Origin of the sequence: Curtobacterium sp. AG1037, assembly GCF_003349855.1 — a bacterium.
Taxonomy (GTDB): domain Bacteria; phylum Actinomycetota; class Actinomycetes; order Actinomycetales; family Microbacteriaceae; genus Curtobacterium; species Curtobacterium citreum.
This window is the reverse complement of sequence record NZ_QQAO01000005.1, coordinates 276,124-293,337: the sequence shown is the minus strand read 5'-3', so window position 1 is coordinate 293,337 and position 17,214 is coordinate 276,124. Positions and strand designations below refer to the sequence as shown.

The window sequence follows — 17,214 nt, the reverse complement described above, 5'->3', positions numbered from 1 at the left end:
AGGCCTACGGTCGTCAGCATGCAGAACCGCCGCCTCCTCGCCCTGCCGCTCGTCGCCGGCGCCGCCGCGCTCGTCCTGACCGGCTGCGCGACCTCCTCGTCCCCTGGCAGCGCGTCGAGCGACGGCACGGTCCGCGTGGTCGCCTCGACGAACGTCTACGGCTCGATCGTGCAGTCGATCGGTGGGAAGGACGTCGAGGTGACGAGCATCCTCGACGACCCGTCGCAGGACCCGCACTCGTTCGAGTCGAGCGCGAAGACGCAGCTCGCGGTCTCGAAGGCCGACCTGCTCATCGAGAACGGGGGCGGCTACGACGACTTCATGACCACGCTCGCGAAGTCCGCGAACACGAAGGCCCCCACCATCAACGTGGTCGACCTCTCCGGGCTCGAGAAGGACGGGGACAAGGAGTTCAACGAGCACGTGTTCTACAGCTACCCGACCATGGTGAAGCTCGTGGCCGAGGTCGAGCAGCGGCTGGCGAAGCTCGACGCCGGGCAGGCCGACACCTTCGCGGCGAACGCGAAGACGCTCACCACGAAGCTCGAGGACCTCGAGTCGCAGACCGCCGCCGAGAAGCAGAAGGTCGACGGGGAGAAGGTGGCCTACACCGAGCCCGTCCCGGGGTACCTGTTCGAGGCGATGGGGCTCGACAACGTCACGCCCGAAGCCTTCTCGGAGGCGATCGAGGAGGGCGACGACGTCCCGCCGGCGGCCCTCAACGACACGCTCAAGCTGTTCAGCGACAAGACCGTGCGGCTCCTCGCCTACAACGAGCAGACGTCCAGCCCGGAGACCGAGCAGGTCAAGAAGGCAGCCGACCAGGCCGACATCCCGGTGGTCGGTGTCACGGAGACGCTCCCGAAGGGGAAGGATTACGTCTCGTGGCAGCAGGCGAACATCGACGCGATCACGGCGGCCCTCGCGAAGTGACCGCCGTCCAGACCCCCTCGCGAACCGCTGCGGCCCCCGGCCGTGGCGGTTCCGCCGTGCTCGAACTCCGTGACGCGGCGCTGTCGTACGGCTCCCGTGCACTGTGGTCGCACCTCGACCTCGACCTCGCACCCGGGGAGTTCGTCGCTGTGCTCGGGCCGAACGGCGCCGGCAAGACCTCGCTCCTGCGGACGGTCCTCGGCCAGCAGCGCCTGACCAGCGGCACGATGTCGTTCCTCGGTCAGCCCGTCCGACGCGGCCACCGGCGGATCGGGTACATCCCGCAGCAGCGGCTCATGGAGTCCGGTACCCCGCTCCGCGCGCGGGACATGGTCGCGCAGGGCGTGACCGGTTCACGCTGGGGCGTGCTGCCGGCCAGCCGTGCGGAGCGCGCGCGGATCGACCGGATCCTCGACGAGGTCGGCGCGACGGCGTTCGCGGACGCCCCCGTCGCCGAGCTGTCCGGCGGCGAGCAGCAGCGCACCCGCGTCGGACAGGCGATCGCGGCCGACCCCGCGCTGCTCCTGTGCGACGAGCCCCTCATCTCGCTCGACCTGCGGCACCAGCGCGGCGTCACCGAACTGATCGACCGGCAGCGGCAGCAGCAGGGCGCCGCGGTGCTGTTCGTCACGCACGACGTGAACCCGATCCTCGACGTGGTCGACCGCGTCCTCTACATCGCCGGCGGGCGCTTCCGGATCGGCACCCCGGACGAGGTCCTGCGCGCCGATGTGCTGAGCGACCTGTACGGCACCCCCGTGGACGTCGTCCGGACCATGGGACGCATCGTCATCGTCGGCGGCAACGAACCCCACGACCAGACCGGGGCGCACCACCACTGCGACCCCGACCCGCAGGCGACCGTGCCGGACGAAGGGCGGATCTGATGGACGTGCTGTCGACCGTCTTCTCGTTCCAGGACTACGGCGAGCTGCTCGTGCTCGTCCAGAACTCGATCTGGGCCGGCGCGGTGCTCGGCATCGTCGGCGGCCTGATCGGCCCGTTCGTCGTCGCCCGGAACATGCCGTTCGCGGTGCACGGCATCTCGGAGCTGTCCTTCGCGGGGGCGAGCGCGGCGCTGCTGTTCGGCGCGAACGTCGTCACCGGCTCGCTCGTCGGGTCGGTCGTCGCGGCGCTGCTCATCGGCCTGCTCGGCTCCCGGGCCCGCGAACGCAACTCGATCATCGCCGTCCTGATGCCCTTCGGCCTCGGGCTCGGCATCCTCTGCCTCGCGCTCTACAAGGGCCGCGCGGCGAACAAGTTCGGCCTGCTCACCGGCCAGATCGTCTCGGTCGACAACCCCCAGCTCACCTCGCTCGTGGTCGTGTCCGCGATCGTCGTCGTCACGCTGCTGCTCGTCTGGCGCCCGCTGATGTTCTCCTCGGTCGACCCGGACGTCGCCGCGGCCGCCGGGGTCCCGGTCCGGACGCTCGCGCTCGTGTTCATGCTCGCGCTCGGCCTGGCGACCGCGGTGTCCGTGCAGATCGTCGGCGCGCTGCTCGTCCTGTCGCTCCTCGTGACCCCGGCCGCCGCAGCGCTCCGACTGACCTCGCACCCGGTCGTCGTCCCCGTCCTGTCGACGGTGTTCGCGGTCGTGTCGGTCGTCGGCGGCATCCTGCTCGCCCTCGGCGGCGGGCTGCCGATCAGTCCGTACGTCACCACCATCTCGTTCCTCATCTGGGTCGTCTGCCGCGTCGTCGGCTCCAGGAGGGACCGCCGTGGACGCGACCGGGTCGCGGTCCGCGAGCAGACCGCCGGGGGCGAGCCGCGCCTCCCGGCCGGCGGAGCCGACGCGTCGACCGACGCGGGCCGCAGGGAAGGAGTCACCGCGTGAACGCCGTGCAGAAGCCGAAGCGGAACACCTGGCAGCGCGAGGCGGTGCGAACCGCCCTGTCGAGCACCGAGGGGTTCGTCAGCGCGCAGGCGCTGCACCAGCACCTGCGGGACGACGGGTCCACGATCGGCCTGGCGACCGTCTACCGGGCGCTCGCCGACCTGGCGACCGAGGGTGACGCCGACTCGCTGCAGCAGGACGGCGAGTCGCTCTACCGTGCCTGCACCACCGACACGCACCACCACCACCTGATCTGCCGGAACTGCGGCCGCACGGTCGAGATCGAGGCCGACCCGGTCGAGCGGTGGGCGCAGGACGTCGCGGCCGCGAACGGCTTCACGAACGCCAGCCACGTCGTCGACATCTTCGGCGAGTGCGCGGTGTGCACGGCGTCGCGGACCGGCGCGTAGTCTCCGGCGCATGCACGTCATCCTGGTGCCCGGGTTCTGGCTCGACGCGAGCGCGTGGGACGAGGTGACCCCGGTCCTGCAGCGTGCCGGGCACTCGGTCCAGACGATCACGCGCGACGGCGACACGCTCGACGAGCAGGTCGCGGCGATCGTGGCCGTGCTCGGCGACGTGGCCACGCCGGAGGAACCCGTCGCGCTCGCGGGGCACTCCGGGGCCGGGCCGATGGTGCTCATGGCCGCGGACCAGCGACCGGCGCTCGTCGCGCACCTGCTGTACGTCGACACCTTCCCGGGACCGGAGGGCGGGTGCGTCAACGACGAGCTCCCGGTCGTCGACGGCGTCGTGCCGCTGTCGTCGTGGGACGTCTGGGAGCCGGCGACCGTGCGGGGGATGACCCCGGAACTCCGCGCGGCGTTCGAGCAGCGGGCGGTCCCGGAGCCCGCGGCGGTGCCCTCGGACCGGTTCCACTACGCCGACGCCGCGCGGCACACGATCCCGGCGACCGTGGTGTCGTGCGAGGTCCCGGCGACGGAGCTCGCGGCGATGGTCGCGGAGCACCACGCTTGGACGACGGAGCTCTCGGCGGTGGAGGACCTGACGATCGTCGGGCTCGAGACCGGGCACTGGCCGATGATGACGGCGCCGACGGAGCTCGGGGAGCTCCTGGTACAGGCGTTGGCGCCGCGGCCGACGGCGGCGGCGTAGGGCGATCTTCGGCGCCGGCGCTGGCCGGCGTTCGTCGAGTGGGCAGGCGTTCGTCGAGCGGGCCGGCGTTCGTCGAGCGGGCAGGACATGCCGTGCGCTAGTCGTCGAGTGGGCGAACTTCGTCGTCGCCGCGTGCCGAGCGTGCCAGATCTGGCCCGCTCGCCCCCGCTGCCCGCACCACCTCGCCCCGCCGCTCCGCCGCCTGCCCGCCCGACCCGGCCCGTCGGCCCCGGCTTGCGACACGCGCGGCCGTCCCGTAACGTTGTCCCCTGGTCCGCTGCGTCCGCGTGGCAGACCCAGTTGTTCCAAGCCCTCCGACCGTCGCGAACGCCGCGGTCGCGCGGTGCTCCCGGCCCTTCGACAGGGTCCGCGGGCCTGGGCGGCGCACACAACCCCCTCGGATCGTCCCCGGACGTTCCGCGTGTGCGCCAGGCAAGTGAACTTGGGAGCGGCCGTCCGGTCGCTCGGTACCTCAGGAGGAAACCATGGCAGCAGTGTGCCAGGTGACCGGAGCCACCCCCGGCTTCGGACACAACATCTCGCACTCGCACCGCCGGACGAAGCGTCGCTTCGACCCGAACGTGCAGAAGAAGACGTACTACGTGCCCTCGCTTCGTCGTAACGTCACGCTCACGCTCAGCGCGAAGGGCATCAAGGTCATCGACGCACGCGGCATCGAGTCCGTCGTCAAGGACCTGCTCGCCCGAGGGGAGAAGATCTGATGGCCAAGAAGGGTCAGGACGTTCGTCCGATCATCAAGCTCCGCTCCACGGCGGGCACCGGGTTCACCTACGTGACCAAGAAGAACCGTCGCAACAACCCGGACCGCCTCGTGCTGAAGAAGTACGACCCGGTGATCCGCAAGCACGTCGACTTCCGTGAGGAGCGCTAAGCATGGCGAAGAAGAGCAAGATCGCGAAGAACAACCAGCGCGCCGAGGTCATCGCGCGCTACGCCGAGCGTCGTCTCGAGCTGAAGAAGGCCCTCGTGGACCCGAACGGCACCGACGAGTCGCGTGAGGCTGCTCGCGTCGGCCTGCAGAAGCTCCCCCGCGACGCGTCGCCGGTCCGCTACCGCAACCGCGACGCCATCGACGGCCGCCCCCGTGGCCACCTCGGTGAGTACGGCATCAGCCGTGTCCGCTTCCGCGACATGGCCCACCGTGGCGAGCTCCCCGGCATCACGAAGAGCTCCTGGTAAGCACCGGCTCCAGCGAACGCCCCGTCCCCTCCGAGGGACGGGGCGTTCGTCGTCCGCGGACCCGTACCGGGGTACACGGCCGTCACATCCGTCACTCGGACCTCACCAGACCCTCGACAACCCCGGAAATCCGGGCGAGTCGGTCCGCGACGACCCGTCCGGCTGGTAGGTTCGCTGACGGTTCCGCCGGGTGTCCTGCCCGCCGGTCCAGAACGTCCAGGGCACCCGCTCCGGGCGGGCGGGCGTCCCGCACGTCCCACCGACACTGCAAGAAGTCCGAGGAGGACATCCATGGCTGACAAGTCACTGAACCGCACCGAGCTCGTCGCTGCCGTCGCGCAGGAGTCCGGCCAGAGCCAGGCCACCGTCAACGGCGTCGTCGACGCGCTGTTCAGCGTCGTCTCGTCGTCGGTCTCCGACGGCACCAAGGTCACCATCCCCGGCTGGATCGCCTTCGAGAAGACCCACCGCGCCGCCCGCACCGGCCGCAACCCGCAGACGGGTGAGGCCATCGAGATCGCCGCGAGCGACTCGGTCAAGGTCAGCGCCGGCTCGAAGCTCAAGGCAGCCGTCAAGTAAGACCACTGCACCACACGGAAGGGACGGCTGCGGCCGTCCCTTCCGTCGTTCCCAGGCCCGGCCGGCGGTCCGCGACACTCCTCCACCGGCCTGGAGGCGCGGATCACCGCCCACAGGCAGTCCCGGCGGGTGGGTGGTCGCTCCGGGCAGCGCCTAGGCTTGTCGGGTGGATCGGATCGCGCGCATCGCCGGCCCCGCCGTGCTGTTGCTCGTCGGGTTCGTGTCGCTCCTCGTCGCGCTCGTCGTCGGCGGGGGAGCAGACCGTGCCCTGATCGCCGACCCCGGCGCGGTCGTGCGCTTCGGGCTGCCGATCGCGCGGCTCGTCGTCGACCTGGCCGCGGCTGCCACCATCGGCGGCCTCGCGCTCACCACGGTGGGACTCTCGCGCAGCCGCCCGGAGTGGAACCGAGCCATCGACGTCGCCGCGGGCGCGGCCGGTGTGTGGACCGTCGCGGCCGCCGTCGCCACCTTCTTCACGTTCCTCAGCGTCGCCGGCTCCCGGATCAGCCTCGACGAGCAGTTCGGCCAGTCGATGGGGGTCTTCCTCACCGGCACCGACCTCGGGCTCGCCTGGCTCGTCACCGTCCTGGTCGCCGCGGCCGTCACGGTCCTGTGCTTCGCCGTCCGGGCACGCGGCATGGTCGCGCTGACCGCCGGCATCGCGATGATCGGGTTGATCCCGATCGCGCAGCAGGGGCACGCCGCCGGCACCGCGAGCCACGACTCCGCGGTGACCGCACTCGGGCTGCACCTCGTCGGCGCCGCGCTCTGGGTCGGCGGACTCGTGCTCCTCGTCCTGCTCCGCGGGGTCCTCGGCGGCGATCGCCTGCCGTTGGTCGTGGGGCGGTACTCGAGCATCGCGCTCGGGTGCTTCGTCCTCGTCGCGGTCTCGGGCGTCGCCTCGGCGCAGATCCGGGTCGGGGCCTTCTCGAACCTCGGCAGCCCGTACGGCGTGCTCGTGATCGTGAAGTCCGCGGCGCTCCTCGCCGTCGGCGTGCTCGGCGCCGTGCACCGCCGTCGGACGATCCGGTCACTCACCGCCGAGCCCGGTCGCCGCGGACCCTTCTGGACGCTCGTGCTCGTGGAGCTCGCGGTGATGGGCGTCGCGAGCGGGTTCGCCGCTGCGCTCGGACGCACCGCGACCCCGGTCGACCAGGTCGCGCTGAGCAAGACCACCAACCCGTCGCCCGCCGAGCTCCTGACCGACGACCCGTTGCCCCGTGACCCGGGCGCCTGGGGCTGGCTGACGGCGTGGAACATCGACCTGTTCTGGCTCATGGCCGCGGTGCTCGTCGCCGCCGCGTACGTCGCGGGCGTGGTCCGGCTCCGCCACCGCGGGCAGGGCTGGCCGGTCGGCCGGTCGGTGGCGATGGGGATCGCGCTCGTGTCGCTGGTCGTCGCGACCTCGGGCTCGCTGCACACCTACGACCGCTTCCTGGTCTCGGCGAACGTCGGCGCGCACGTCGTCCTCGGCCTGGTGGTGCCTGCGCTCCTCTGGGCCGCGGCGCCGGTCCGGCTCGTCCGCGCCGCGGTGCAGACGCGTGACGACGACAGCACCGGGGTCCGCGAATGGACGGGGCTCCTCGTCGACAACGGCGTCGTGCGGTACCTCGTGCAGCCCTTCCCGGCGTTCGTGCTCCTCGCCACGGTGTGGTGGGCGCTCTACGGCACCCAGGTCCTGCGCTGGTCGGTGAGCGACCCGACCGGCCGCACACTCGTCGACGTCGGCCTGCTCCTGGTCGGGCTCCTCGCCGTCCCCACCCTGCTCACGCCGGTCGCCGCCGGTGCCCGCTCGGCCTCGGTCCCCGCCGCCCTGGTCCGGATCGCCGGCGCCGTGGTCGTCGCGGCCGGTGTGGTCTCGCTCGGCGTCGCGCTGCAGGGGCCGCTCGGGCTCGTGCAGGCGTCGTGGTTCGGGGCGATGGGGCGGACGTGGGGTCCGGATCCGCTCGTCGACCAGGCGCGCGGCGGGGTGGTCCTCGTCGTCGCCGGATCGGCCCTGCTCGTCACGGTCGTGGTCGTCGTCCTGCTCCGACTCCGTCGGGACCGCGGCGCCGTGACGGACCCGCGGCCGACCGAACCGGTGACGACGGACGCCTGATGGCCGTCGAGCTCAGCGCCGAACAGCGGGCCGTCTTCGAGTACATCGAGACGACACGCGACCACGTGTTCATCACCGGTCGTGCCGGGACGGGCAAGTCCACGCTCCTGAACCACCTGTCGTGGAACACCGAGAAGCAGGTCGTGATCTGCGCACCGACCGGGGTCGCCGCGCTGAACGTCGGCGGGCAGACGATCCACTCGCTCTTCCGCCTACCCATCGGACTCATCGCCGACGCCGAGCTCCGCCAGGGACCCGAGACCCGCAAGCTCCTCAACACCATCGACACGCTCGTGATCGACGAGGTCTCGATGGTGAACGCCGACCTCCTCGACGCCATGGACCGCTCGCTGCGCAAGGCCCGCGGACGGCAGTTCGAGGCCTTCGGCGGCGTCCAGGTCGTGATGTTCGGTGATCCCTACCAGCTGCCGCCGGTCCCGGGCGACGGGGACGAGCGCGCCTACTTCACCGACCACTACCGGTCGATGTGGTTCTTCGACGCGAAGGTGTGGCTCGAGGCCGAGCTGCACATCGTCGAACTCGCGAAGGTGCACCGGCAGCGTGACGACGCCTTCGCGGCCATGCTCACCGCGGTGCGGCACGGGCGCGTCACCGCCGACGTCGCCGGGCAGCTCAACGCCGCGGGGGCACGGCCGGCACCCGACGACGCGATCACGCTCGCGACCCGGAACGACACCGTGGCCCGGATCAACAAGGCGGCGCTCGACCGGCTCCCCGGCAAGGTCAAGACCGCCAGGGCCGACGTCAACGGCGACTTCGGCGGTCGGAACTTCCCGGCCGACGAAGCGCTCGAGCTCAAGCCCGGCGCGCACGTGATGTTCCTGCGCAACGACCCCGACCAGCGCTGGGTGAACGGCACGCTCGGCGTCGTGACGACCATCCGTGACACCGTGTGGGTCGACGTCGACGGGGAGTCGTTCGAGGTCCAGCCGTCCGTGTGGGAGAAGTTCAAGTACTCCTACGACCCGGACAAGAAGGAACTCAAGAAGGACACCGTGGGGGAGTTCCAGCAGTTCCCGCTCCGCCTGGCCTGGGCGGTGACGATCCACAAGTCGCAGGGCTCGACGTACGACCGCGCCGTGGTGGACCTCGGCAACCGGGTGTTCAGCGCCGGGCAGACCTACGTCGCGCTGTCCCGGCTGACCTCGCTCGAAGGGCTGTACCTGACGCGCCCACTCCGGCCGCAGGACATCATCGTCGACCTGGACGTCCGACGCTTCATGTCCGAGGCTCCCCGGATCGTGGCGACCGAGCTCGAGGCCGCCCGCCAGCCCGACGCCGACGCCTGAGGTCCACCGCGTCCGCCGCTCGTCCGACGCGCCCGCAACCCGACGATCGTCGTCCGCCGAGTGGCCCAGATCTGGCGCGATCGAGCGTCACCGCCGACGGATCGCGCACGCTCGGCGGACGACGCGCGGCGTGTCCTGCCCGCTCGCGCGCCAGCACTCGCCCCCCCCCGACGCGACGACGCCCCGCCCACCGGGGTGGACGGGGCGTCGGGGGAGCGGTCGATCAGACGGTGACGTCCATGCGGCGCGAACCGCGGATGGCGCGGATGTTCTCACGGTCGGCGCCGAACGCCGTCAGCAGCAGCACCACACCGACGATCGCGTGGAACAGGTTGTCCGCGAAGGTCAGGGCGAAGACGTTGGCCGAGGTGTTGCCGAGCGCGAAGCCGTACACCGCCATGACGACGAGCACGATGCCGACGAGCAGGTTGCCGTTCCGCGACCCGATGGTGGTGCCGAGGCCCGTGATGAGCAGCACCACGGCGAGGAGCACCCAGAGCAGCGACATCGCCGGGTTCACGCCGAACGCGTTCCAGAGCATCCCGCCCTGGCGGCTGAAGAAGCCGGGGTCGCCGTCGGCGGCGAGGAAGAAGCCCAGGAAGCCCCAGAGCGCGAGGAGGGCACCTGCCGTCAGGGCCAGGCCGCGGTTCGGCGAGGCGGTGATGCTCGGTTCCTTGATGGCCACTTCGGTCTCCTCCTGGTACAGGGTGGTGGCGGTGGGCCCGCCGGCGTACGGAGCCGGTGCGTCCGCCCGTGTGCCGCGTGCGGTGCGGCCGTCGCTCCCGGAGGGGGTGCTCCCCTCGTTCACAGGCGCAGACCGGCGGACCAACGGTATCGTGACCGGCCCCGACCGTCCGAATCGCACCCGAGGAACCAGGCGCACGAGGAGGCCGATGACCGCCACACCGAGGAGGACCAGTCCGGTGACCCGAACGCCCGACCGCACGGCACCCGAGTCGCGGGGACCGAGCGTCTCGCGACGGCTCCGGTGGGGGCTGCTTGCGGCTCTGGGGTTCGTGATCGTTCCTTCCGTCTACGCGGCCGCCGTGCTGACGTCCGTCGGGCAGCGGGTCGAGGACGCCGCGCTGGGCGGGGTCCGCGAGTCCGACCTGTTCGGTTCGGACACTGCGCTGAACGTCATCTCGGTGCCGGTCATCCTGTTGCTGGTCGTCGTCATCGCGGCCGTGGCGTTCGCCCGACGCCGGCTCGCGGTGGGGCTCGGAGCAGGTGTCGTGGTGCTCGCGTCGGCAGCGACCTCGACGCTCGTGAAGCGTATCGCCGAGCGCCCGGAGATCGCCCAGTCGACGACCCCCAACTCGTTCCCCTCCGGCCACGCCACCATCGCGCTGGCCGCCCTGTTTGCCGTGCTCATGGTGACGCCGAGGCGCTTCCGCGGGGTCGTCACCCTCCTCGGCACCGCGTACGCCGTGTTCGTCGCGAACCAGACCGTGGTCTACGGCTGGCACCGGGTGAGCGACATCGTCGGTGCCTGCGCCATCGCCCTGTTCTGGGTGGGCGTCGTCCGCGCGGTCGGCCCCCGGGTGGACCGCGGTGAGCGCGGGGACCGTGACGGCAGCCGGGGTCCGCGGCGCGTGGTGACCGCGATCCTGCTGATCGGTACCGCTGTCACGTTCCTGGTCGGCGTCGTCGCGCTCGTCGTCGGGCTGGCCGGGGGCTCGCACGACCACGGCGCGATCCTGGTCGCCGGGCGCATGGCGTCGAGCGCGAGCGTGCTCGCCGTGGTCTCCGTGGTGTGGCTCGCGGACCGTCAGCACCACGCGGACCGGACCGACACCGCCGCACTGCCCGCCCAGCGCTGACGCCCGCCCGTCCGAGCCCGTCCGCCCACGCCGCCCACGCGCGCCGACCCTGTCGATGGAGCAGACGACGTCGGGCAGCGGCGCAGGACCCGACATCGTCTGCTCCATCACAAGCCAGCGACGGGCGAGGGCCGGTGTCGGGCGGACGCCGGATCCTCCGGCCAGAGTCGCCCGGAGCCGGGAGATGGCGGGAATGCCGCCGCCTGCGCTACGTTGTACCCATCAAGTCGATGCAAACGCATCGATTGGGCGCTGGCGAACAGACCGGCGCGAGCGAGCAAGCCAGGAGGCGTGCACCATGCAGTTCGGCATCTTCACCGTCAGCGACGTCACGACGGACCCCACCACCGGCCGGACGCCGGACGACACCCAGCGCGTCAAGGACATCCTGACGATCGCCGAGCACGCCGACCAAGCCGGCCTCGACGTCTTCGCCACGGGTGAGCACCACAACCCGCCGTTCGTCGCCTCGAGCCCGACGACGATGCTCGGCTACCTCGCCGGTCGGACGAAGCACATCACCCTGTCGACCAGCACGACGCTGATCACCACGAACGACCCGGTGCGCATCGCCGAGGAGTACGCGATGCTCCAGGTGATCTCCGACGGCCGCATGGACCTCATGATGGGCCGCGGCAACACCGGCCCCGTGTACCCCTGGTTCGGCCAGGACATCCGCCAGGGCGTGAACCTGGCGATCGAGCACTACGCGCTCGTCCGCCAGCTCTGGGAGAACGACGTCGTGGACTGGCAGGGCAAGTTCCGCACCCCGCTGCAGGGCTTCACGTCGACCCCGCGTCCGCTCGACGGCGTCCCGCCGTTCGTCTGGCACGGTTCGATCCGCACGCCCGAGATCGCCGAGCAGGCGGCCTACTACGGCGACGGCTTCCTGCACAACAACATCTTCTGGCCGATCCAGCACACCGAGCAGATGGTCGGTCTGTACCGCCAGCGCTTCGAGCACTACGGGCACGGCACCGCCGACCAGGCGATCGTCGGTCTCGGTGGGCAGTTCTTCGCCCGGAAGAACTCGCAGGACGCGTGGAACGAGTTCCGCCCGTACTTCGACAACGCCCCGGTCTACGGTCACGGCCCCTCGATGGAGGACTTCACCGCCCAGACCCCGCTCACGGTCGGCTCCCCGCAGCAGGTCATCGACCGGTACGCGACGATGAAGGACCACGTCGGGCACTACCAGCGCCAGCTGTTCCTCATCGACCACGCCGGGCTGCCGCTCAAGACGGTGCTCGAGCAGATCGACATCCTGGCCGAGGACATCGTCCCCGAGCTCCGTCGCATCAACGACGCGGACCGTCCGGCGCACGTGCCGTCGGACCCGCCGTCGCACGCGGACCGCGTGGCCGCGGCGCTCGCCGCCGGCACCGTCGGCAGCGACCACGTCGCGGCCGAGGATGCGTGGACGGGCGCGTCCGTCTGACCGCAGACGTGACCACCTGACGGACGGGAGGCACGGTGCCAGCTGGCACCGTGCCTCCCGTCCGTCACGCCGGTGACGTTCCGTCCCATCGCGACCGACCTGGGATGCCGATCCGCGCATCGGAAGCCGGATCTCCGGTCCTCCCATGCGCGGATCGGCCTCCTGTGCGCGGATCAGTCTCCGACGCGCGGATCGGAGTGCGAGGTGCGGGCGGGGGCTGGGCGGGCGGGGGCCGGGCGGGCGGGGACGAGCTTCAGGCCGACGACGCAGCCGACGATCCCGGCGATGAACAGCAGGCGCAGGACCGTGACGGGCTCCACTCCGGTTGCCATGCCCCACAGCACGGTGAGCGCGGCGCCGGTGCCCGTCCACACGGCGTACGCGGTGCTGATCGGGATGTGCCGGAGCACGTAGCCGAACGCCACGAGGCTGACGACGATCGTGACGGCGAAGACGGCCGTCGGACCCGGCTGGCTGAAGCCGTCGCTCGCGCCGAGGGCGGTCGCCCAGACGGTCTCGAGCGCGGCGCTGACGAACAGGACGAGCCACGCCACCTCAGCTCACCACCTTGAGGCCGACCACGCAGGCGACCAGACCGAGCACGAGGGCGACCCGGGCCAGCGACGCGGCCTCCTGACGGCGCAGGATCGCGACGACCACGGTCAGCGAGGCGCCGATCCCGACCCAGACGGCGTAGGCCGTACCGACCGGGATCGCCTGCATCGCGAACGCCAGGCCGACCATGCTCAGCGCCATGCCGGCGACGAACACGATCGTCGGGACCACCTTCTTGAATCCGTTCGACGCACTCAGCGCGGTGGCCCACACCGCTTCGAGCACGCCGGACGCCACCAGGACCAGCCAGGCCATGGGAGGCTCCTCTCCTCGTTCCGGCGTGAGTCGCACGAGTGTGCGACTCTTACCGGACCGACGGTAGCACGACTCGCACGACCGTGCGAGTATGGACGGATGACCACGCGCGAAGACCTCGAGCAGCGCCGCGTCGACGTGTCCGACGCCGCGTGCCGCGTGCTCGCCCGGGACGGCCTCGGCGCGCTGAGCGTCCGGGGCGTCGCGGCCGAGGCCGGGCTGCCGCCGAGCACCGTCCGGTACGTCTTCCCGACCCAGGCCGCGATGCGCGAGCACGCCATCACGCTCGTGTTCGACCGCACGCGGGAGCGCATCGACGCGATCCCCGCCGGGCTGCCGGACGACGAGACCGCGCGGCGGATCCTGGTCGAGCTCCTGCCGCTCGACGACGAACGCATCGTCGAGCTCGACGTCTACCTGGCGCTCGGGAACGCGGCGCTGACGGACGACGCGCTCCGGCCGGCCCTCGACCGGGTGGTCGCCGAGATGCGCGCCTGGTGCGACCGGATCGTCGCGCTGGTCGGGGTGCCCGAGGACGACCGCGTCGACGAGGCCTGTCGGCTGCACGCCCTCGTGGACGGGCTCTGCGTGCACGTCACACGCCTGGCCCCGGGGGAGTCCGGCGAGTGGGCGATCGCGCTGCTCGACCGGCACCTGACGGGCCTGCCCACCGCCTGAGACCCGGCACCGCGCGGCTCGGCGGGAGCGGACGTGCTCCTCGCCTATCCTGTCCCGGTGACGAGCGCCCCCACTCGCCCCACCCCGACCCGCACGCTCACCGGCCCCGGCCTGGTGCTCGGTGCCGTCGTGGTGCTGCTCGCCGTGCGCGTCGTGTCGCCGAGCGTCGGGACGACCGGGCTGCCGGACGTCGTGCAGGACCTCCTGACCCTGGCGATCAGCGTCGTGGTCGAGTCGCTGCCGTTCGTCGTGCTCGGCATCGTGCTGTCGATCGTCGTCGAGGTGTGGGTGCCCGTCGGCGTGCTCGAGAAGCTGCTGCCCGAGCGCCCGCTGCCCCGGCGCGCGGTGATCTCGCTCATCGGCATGCTCTTCCCGGTGTGCGAGTGCGGCAACGTCCCGCTGGCCCGCGGGCTCATGCTGCGCGGCTTCACCCCGGCGGAGGCGGTCACGTTCCTGGTCGCGGCACCGATCCTCAACCCCCTCGTCATCATCAGCACCGCGCAGGCGTTCGGGTGGTCCGGCTGGATCCTGGTCGTGCGCATCGTCGGCGGGTTCGTGCTCGCGAACCTGGTCGGGTGGATCGTCGCCGCGCACCGCCGCCCGGCCGAGCTGCTGCTGCCCGCGTTCGAGGCCCGGTGCCGCGCGGCCGTCGGCGCACCGCGGGCCCGGAACCGCTGGCGGGAGAGCGCGGCGCAGTTCGGCGGCGAGACCGCGACGATGATGCCGGCGCTGTTCGTCGGCGCCGGACTCGCCGCGGCGATCCAGGTCGCGGTGCCCCGGTCCACCCTCGTCGCGATCGGGGCGAACCCGGTGCTGTCCGTCGCGGCGATGATGCTCCTCGCCATGACGGTGTCGCTCTGCTCGAACGTCGACGCGTTCTTCGCCCTGTCCTTCGCCTCGACCTTCCTGCCGGGGTCGATCACGGCGTTCCTGCTCATCGGGCCGATCATCGACGTGAAGATGATCGCCCTGCTCCGGACGACCTTCCGGGCGCGCTTCCTGGTGCTGCTCGCCGTCGTCTGCACCCTGTTCACGGCAGCGGTCGGGTTGGTGATGAATGTCCTCGTCTGACAAGGGCCCCGCGTACCTGGGGCTCGGATCGGTGCTCGCGGTCGCACTGTGCACGCTGTGGCTCGCCGCCGTCGGGCACCTCGACCTGTACATCAACCCGCGGTACGACGTCTTCACGATCGTGCTCGCGGCGGTGGCGGTCCCGGCCGCGGTCGCGGGGCTCGTGGTGGTCGCGCGCGGCCACGGGCACCGGCACGACGTCGGGGCCGACGACGACCACGGCGACCACCACGACGGGCACGGCGGCCACGGCGCGTCCACCGCGCCGACCCGCCGCCGGGTCCTCGGCCGGGTGCTCGGCGGTGCGGCGGCACTCGTCACCGTCGGGGTCACGGTCGCGATGCTCGTGCTGCCGCCGGCGACCCTGTCGGCCCGGACGGCGCAGCAGCGGAGCGTGGACACCCCGACGCTGTCGAACGCCACCGGGACACAGGACGTCGCGCTCCTCGGCAGCGCCGGCGTCGACACCTCGCAGTACGGCGTGAAGGACTGGGCCGCGGTGATCCGCCAGACCACGGACACCTCGTCGCTCGTCGGCAAACCCGTGCGGCTCACCGGGTTCGTGGTCCCCGGCGCCGACGGCACGTTCACCCTCACGCGCTTCGTGATCAGCTGCTGCGCCGTCGATGCCCAGCCCGTCGGACTCGGGGTCGTCACCGACGGCACCATGCCGGACGCCGACCAGTGGGTCCGGGTCGAGGGCAAGCTCGCGGCGAACCCCGACCCGTCGGCCGACGCACGGATCGTCATCCGGGCCGCGAGCGTCACCCGGATCGCCCAGCCGTCGGACCCGTATGAGTACTGACCGCCCCCCGCAGCTGCGCCGCCGGCCGCGGGACCGGTTCCGCCGCCGGCTCGTCGCGTCGCTGACGGTCTTCGTGCTCGTCGGCGCCGTGGCCGCGGTGATCGGCGCGCAGCAGGGCCCGCGGCTGCGCGACGTCACGTACGACCCGAGCGGGCTGGTGTCCCGGCCGGCGCAACGGGTGATCCTGACCGCGAACCAGGCGCTGCAGCGCGTGTCCGCCGGGGACGTGACGGTGACCCCGGCGGCCGCACACACGGTGACGTCGAGCGGCAACACCATCGCCGTCGAGTTCGCCGGACCCCTCGCCTACGACCGGTCGTACGAGATCGCGGTGGCCGGCGTGCGGGCACCCGGACAGCCAGCGACGTCGGAGCTCCGGACGACGATCCGGACGGGCAGCACCGACGTGCTCGCGCTCGTCCCGGCGGCGAGCCGCACGAGCGGCACGAGCGGCACGAGCGGGACGAGCGGGACGAGCGGCACCGCGGGGAGCGCCGGCAAGGACCGGATCGTCCGCCGGTCCCTCGACGCCGGCGGTGCGACGACCGTCTACCAGGCCGCAGACATCACCGAGTACGCCCGGCTCGGCCGCTCCCTGGTGGTCGTGAGCGGCACCGACGGCCGGTCCGCCGTCGACATCGTCTCGCTCGCGGGCGGCGTGCAGGACCCCTCCGCGCCCGTCGAGCACCTCACGCTGCCCACAGCCGAGGGCCGCGTCACCGCCCTGCACGTCGCCGACGACGGCGCGTCCTTCGGGTTCGAGTACGCGGACACCACGACCGGGCAGTCCCGGGACGTCGGCCTGTACGTCGTGGACATGACCGGCACGCACCTGCCGACCGCCGTCGCCGCGGACGGCAAGCCCACCGCCGGCGCCGTCCCGATGACCGTCGCGCAGTGGGCGTACGTCCCGCGGACCGAGCGGGCCCTCGTCCGGACCGGTTCGGACGACCTCGTGCTCGTCGACGTCAGCGGGCAGACCGACCCCGTGCGGCTCGGGAGCGCCACCTACCTGCACGGCTTCGTGGGCACCGGGACGACGGCCGTGGTCGAGACGGGCACCGGGGTCGTCCGCCTCGACCTCACGGACGGGAAGCGCACGCCCCTGGCCGCCCCGCCGGGGAGCACCGACGCCGCCTACCTCGGGCGGATCGCCCAGCTCGACGAGGACACCTACGTGCGGGTGGTGGGCGACGTGCGTCCGGACGGGACCCTCGCCCAGCGGATCCTGCGCGTGGACGCGAGCCGTGCCTCCCGGCTGCCCGTCGTCGTGCCCGCGGACGCGAGCATCACGGCGGTCTGCCCGTCGCCGAACGGGCAGTTCCTCGCCGTCGCGACGAAGTCGGCGACGAGCGACCTGGTGAGCATCGTCGACGCGTCCTCCGGGGCGCTCGAGGCGAGCATCGACGCGGCCTCGGTCGACTGGTGCGGCGCGCTGCCCTCCGGCGACGAGATCAGCTGA

The 17,214-nt window shown here is 72.1% G+C and carries 20 protein-coding genes; 17 read left to right on the top strand and 3 right to left on the bottom strand.

The features are described 5' to 3' along the window. The first annotated feature begins 18 nt into the window (after positions 1 to 18). The 11 genes from DEU32_RS09980 (at position 19) to DEU32_RS09930 (ending at position 9,070) form a co-directional block, all read left to right on the top strand. Positions 19 to 933 (top strand): metal ABC transporter solute-binding protein, Zn/Mn family, encoded by a 915-nt coding sequence (locus tag DEU32_RS09980; protein ID WP_114850375.1) that lies wholly within the window; start codon positions 19 to 21, stop codon positions 931 to 933. 56 nt (positions 934 to 989) lie between these two features. After that, a complete protein-coding gene (locus tag DEU32_RS09975) occupies positions 990 to 1,820 on the top strand; it encodes a metal ABC transporter ATP-binding protein (protein WP_258554834.1) in 831 nt (276 codons plus the stop codon). After that, entirely contained in the window at positions 1,820 to 2,767 is a 948-nt protein-coding gene (locus DEU32_RS09970) for a metal ABC transporter permease (RefSeq protein WP_114850373.1), read from the top strand. The genes DEU32_RS09975 and DEU32_RS09970 overlap by 1 nt, the downstream gene beginning before the upstream one ends. Continuing rightward, the gene (locus tag DEU32_RS09965; protein WP_114850372.1) at positions 2,764 to 3,177 is read left to right on the top strand and encodes a Fur family transcriptional regulator; all 414 of its coding nucleotides are present in this window, start codon (positions 2,764 to 2,766) and stop codon (positions 3,175 to 3,177) included. The genes DEU32_RS09970 and DEU32_RS09965 overlap by 4 nt, the downstream gene beginning before the upstream one ends. 10 nt (positions 3,178 to 3,187) lie before the next feature. Then, complete coding sequence (locus tag DEU32_RS09960; RefSeq protein WP_114850371.1) at positions 3,188 to 3,883, top strand: alpha/beta fold hydrolase; 696 nt, start codon at positions 3,188 to 3,190, stop codon at positions 3,881 to 3,883. 485 nt (positions 3,884 to 4,368) lie between these two features. Continuing rightward, positions 4,369 to 4,605, top strand: a complete 237-nt coding sequence (rpmB, locus tag DEU32_RS09955; RefSeq protein WP_022903747.1) for a 50S ribosomal protein L28 — start codon at positions 4,369 to 4,371, stop codon at positions 4,603 to 4,605. Then, entirely contained in the window at positions 4,605 to 4,775 is a 171-nt protein-coding gene (gene rpmG / locus DEU32_RS09950) for a 50S ribosomal protein L33 (protein ID WP_022908193.1), read from the top strand. The genes rpmB and rpmG overlap by 1 nt, the downstream gene beginning before the upstream one ends. A 2-nt stretch (positions 4,776 to 4,777) precedes the next feature. Next, positions 4,778 to 5,083 carry a 30S ribosomal protein S14 gene (gene rpsN / locus DEU32_RS09945; RefSeq protein ID WP_022903745.1) on the top strand — a complete coding sequence of 102 codons (306 nt, stop codon included), beginning with the start codon at positions 4,778 to 4,780 and terminating at the stop codon, positions 5,081 to 5,083. A gap of 291 nt (positions 5,084 to 5,374) precedes the next feature. Beyond that, on the top strand, positions 5,375 to 5,662 hold the full coding sequence (locus DEU32_RS09940; RefSeq protein WP_058741891.1) for an HU family DNA-binding protein: 288 nt from the start codon (positions 5,375 to 5,377) through the stop codon (positions 5,660 to 5,662). A 166-nt stretch (positions 5,663 to 5,828) separates the two neighbouring features. Further along, on the top strand, positions 5,829 to 7,760 hold the full coding sequence (locus tag DEU32_RS09935) for a cytochrome c oxidase assembly protein (protein WP_114850370.1): 1,932 nt from the start codon (positions 5,829 to 5,831) through the stop codon (positions 7,758 to 7,760). Beyond that, positions 7,760 to 9,070 (top strand): ATP-dependent RecD-like DNA helicase, encoded by a 1,311-nt coding sequence (locus tag DEU32_RS09930; RefSeq protein WP_373286861.1) that lies wholly within the window; start codon positions 7,760 to 7,762, stop codon positions 9,068 to 9,070. Before DEU32_RS09935 ends, DEU32_RS09930 begins: the two co-directional genes overlap by 1 nt. Before the next feature lie 223 nt (positions 9,071 to 9,293). Here the strand turns inward: DEU32_RS09930 and DEU32_RS17170 are convergent, their stop codons facing one another. Further along, positions 9,294 to 9,755, bottom strand: coding sequence for a DUF4383 domain-containing protein (locus DEU32_RS17170; RefSeq protein ID WP_167509977.1), 462 nt, complete (start codon positions 9,753 to 9,755; stop codon positions 9,294 to 9,296). 331 nt (positions 9,756 to 10,086) lie between these two features. Between DEU32_RS17170 and DEU32_RS09920 the strand changes: the two genes are divergently transcribed. Further along, on the top strand, positions 10,087 to 10,890 hold the full coding sequence (locus DEU32_RS09920) for a phosphatase PAP2 family protein (protein WP_147281443.1): 804 nt from the start codon (positions 10,087 to 10,089) through the stop codon (positions 10,888 to 10,890). A gap of 298 nt (positions 10,891 to 11,188) precedes the next feature. Continuing rightward, on the top strand, positions 11,189 to 12,328 hold the full coding sequence (locus tag DEU32_RS09915; RefSeq protein WP_058741896.1) for an LLM class flavin-dependent oxidoreductase: 1,140 nt from the start codon (positions 11,189 to 11,191) through the stop codon (positions 12,326 to 12,328). Between the two features lie 173 nt (positions 12,329 to 12,501). Here DEU32_RS09915 and DEU32_RS09910 read toward each other — a convergent pair whose 3' ends face one another. Together DEU32_RS09910 and DEU32_RS09905 are read right to left on the bottom strand one after the other, a co-directional pair. Beyond that, positions 12,502 to 12,882, bottom strand: coding sequence for a multidrug efflux SMR transporter (locus tag DEU32_RS09910; protein WP_114850367.1), 381 nt, complete (start codon positions 12,880 to 12,882; stop codon positions 12,502 to 12,504). A 1-nt stretch (position 12,883) separates the two neighbouring features. Next, entirely contained in the window at positions 12,884 to 13,198 is a 315-nt protein-coding gene (locus DEU32_RS09905) for a multidrug efflux SMR transporter (protein ID WP_114850366.1), read from the bottom strand. A 99-nt stretch (positions 13,199 to 13,297) separates the two neighbouring features. Between DEU32_RS09905 and DEU32_RS09900 the strand changes: the two genes are divergently transcribed. The 4 genes from DEU32_RS09900 to DEU32_RS09885 are packed head-to-tail and all read left to right on the top strand — an operon-like array spanning position 13,298 to position 17,214. Further along, complete coding sequence (locus tag DEU32_RS09900) at positions 13,298 to 13,876, top strand: TetR/AcrR family transcriptional regulator (RefSeq protein WP_114850365.1); 579 nt, start codon at positions 13,298 to 13,300, stop codon at positions 13,874 to 13,876. Between the two features lie 57 nt (positions 13,877 to 13,933). After that, positions 13,934 to 14,947 carry a permease gene (locus DEU32_RS09895; RefSeq protein ID WP_114850364.1) on the top strand — a complete coding sequence of 338 codons (1,014 nt, stop codon included), beginning with the start codon at positions 13,934 to 13,936 and terminating at the stop codon, positions 14,945 to 14,947. Beyond that, entirely contained in the window at positions 14,934 to 15,752 is an 819-nt protein-coding gene (locus tag DEU32_RS09890) for a TIGR03943 family putative permease subunit (protein WP_114850363.1), read from the top strand. Before DEU32_RS09895 ends, DEU32_RS09890 begins: the two co-directional genes overlap by 14 nt. Next, a complete protein-coding gene (locus DEU32_RS09885) occupies positions 15,742 to 17,214 on the top strand; it encodes a hypothetical protein (RefSeq protein WP_114850362.1) in 1,473 nt (490 codons plus the stop codon). The genes DEU32_RS09890 and DEU32_RS09885 overlap by 11 nt, the downstream gene beginning before the upstream one ends.

What these genes read in the sequence shown, in the direction of transcription:
- DEU32_RS09980 (WP_114850375.1), top strand. Translation starts at nt 19, where the DNA reads ATGCAGAACCGCCGCCTCCTCGCCCTGCCGCTCGTCGCCGGCGCCGCC.
- DEU32_RS09970 (WP_114850373.1), top strand. Translation starts at nt 1,820, where the DNA reads ATGGACGTGCTGTCGACCGTCTTCTCGTTCCAGGACTACGGCGAGCTG.
- DEU32_RS09960 (WP_114850371.1), top strand. Translation starts at nt 3,188, where the DNA reads ATGCACGTCATCCTGGTGCCCGGGTTCTGGCTCGACGCGAGCGCGTGG.
- rpmB (WP_022903747.1), top strand. Translation starts at nt 4,369, where the DNA reads ATGGCAGCAGTGTGCCAGGTGACCGGAGCCACCCCCGGCTTCGGACAC.
- rpmG (WP_022908193.1), top strand. Translation starts at nt 4,605, where the DNA reads ATGGCCAAGAAGGGTCAGGACGTTCGTCCGATCATCAAGCTCCGCTCC.
- rpsN (WP_022903745.1), top strand. Translation starts at nt 4,778, where the DNA reads ATGGCGAAGAAGAGCAAGATCGCGAAGAACAACCAGCGCGCCGAGGTC.
- DEU32_RS09940 (WP_058741891.1), top strand. Translation starts at nt 5,375, where the DNA reads ATGGCTGACAAGTCACTGAACCGCACCGAGCTCGTCGCTGCCGTCGCG.
- DEU32_RS09930 (WP_373286861.1), top strand. Translation starts at nt 7,760, where the DNA reads ATGGCCGTCGAGCTCAGCGCCGAACAGCGGGCCGTCTTCGAGTACATC.
- DEU32_RS09915 (WP_058741896.1), top strand. Translation starts at nt 11,189, where the DNA reads ATGCAGTTCGGCATCTTCACCGTCAGCGACGTCACGACGGACCCCACC.
- DEU32_RS09905 (WP_114850366.1), bottom strand. Translation starts at nt 13,198, where the DNA reads ATGGCCTGGCTGGTCCTGGTGGCGTCCGGCGTGCTCGAAGCGGTGTGG.
- DEU32_RS09900 (WP_114850365.1), top strand. Translation starts at nt 13,298, where the DNA reads ATGACCACGCGCGAAGACCTCGAGCAGCGCCGCGTCGACGTGTCCGAC.
- DEU32_RS09890 (WP_114850363.1), top strand. Translation starts at nt 14,934, where the DNA reads ATGTCCTCGTCTGACAAGGGCCCCGCGTACCTGGGGCTCGGATCGGTG.
- DEU32_RS09885 (WP_114850362.1), top strand. Translation starts at nt 15,742, where the DNA reads ATGAGTACTGACCGCCCCCCGCAGCTGCGCCGCCGGCCGCGGGACCGG.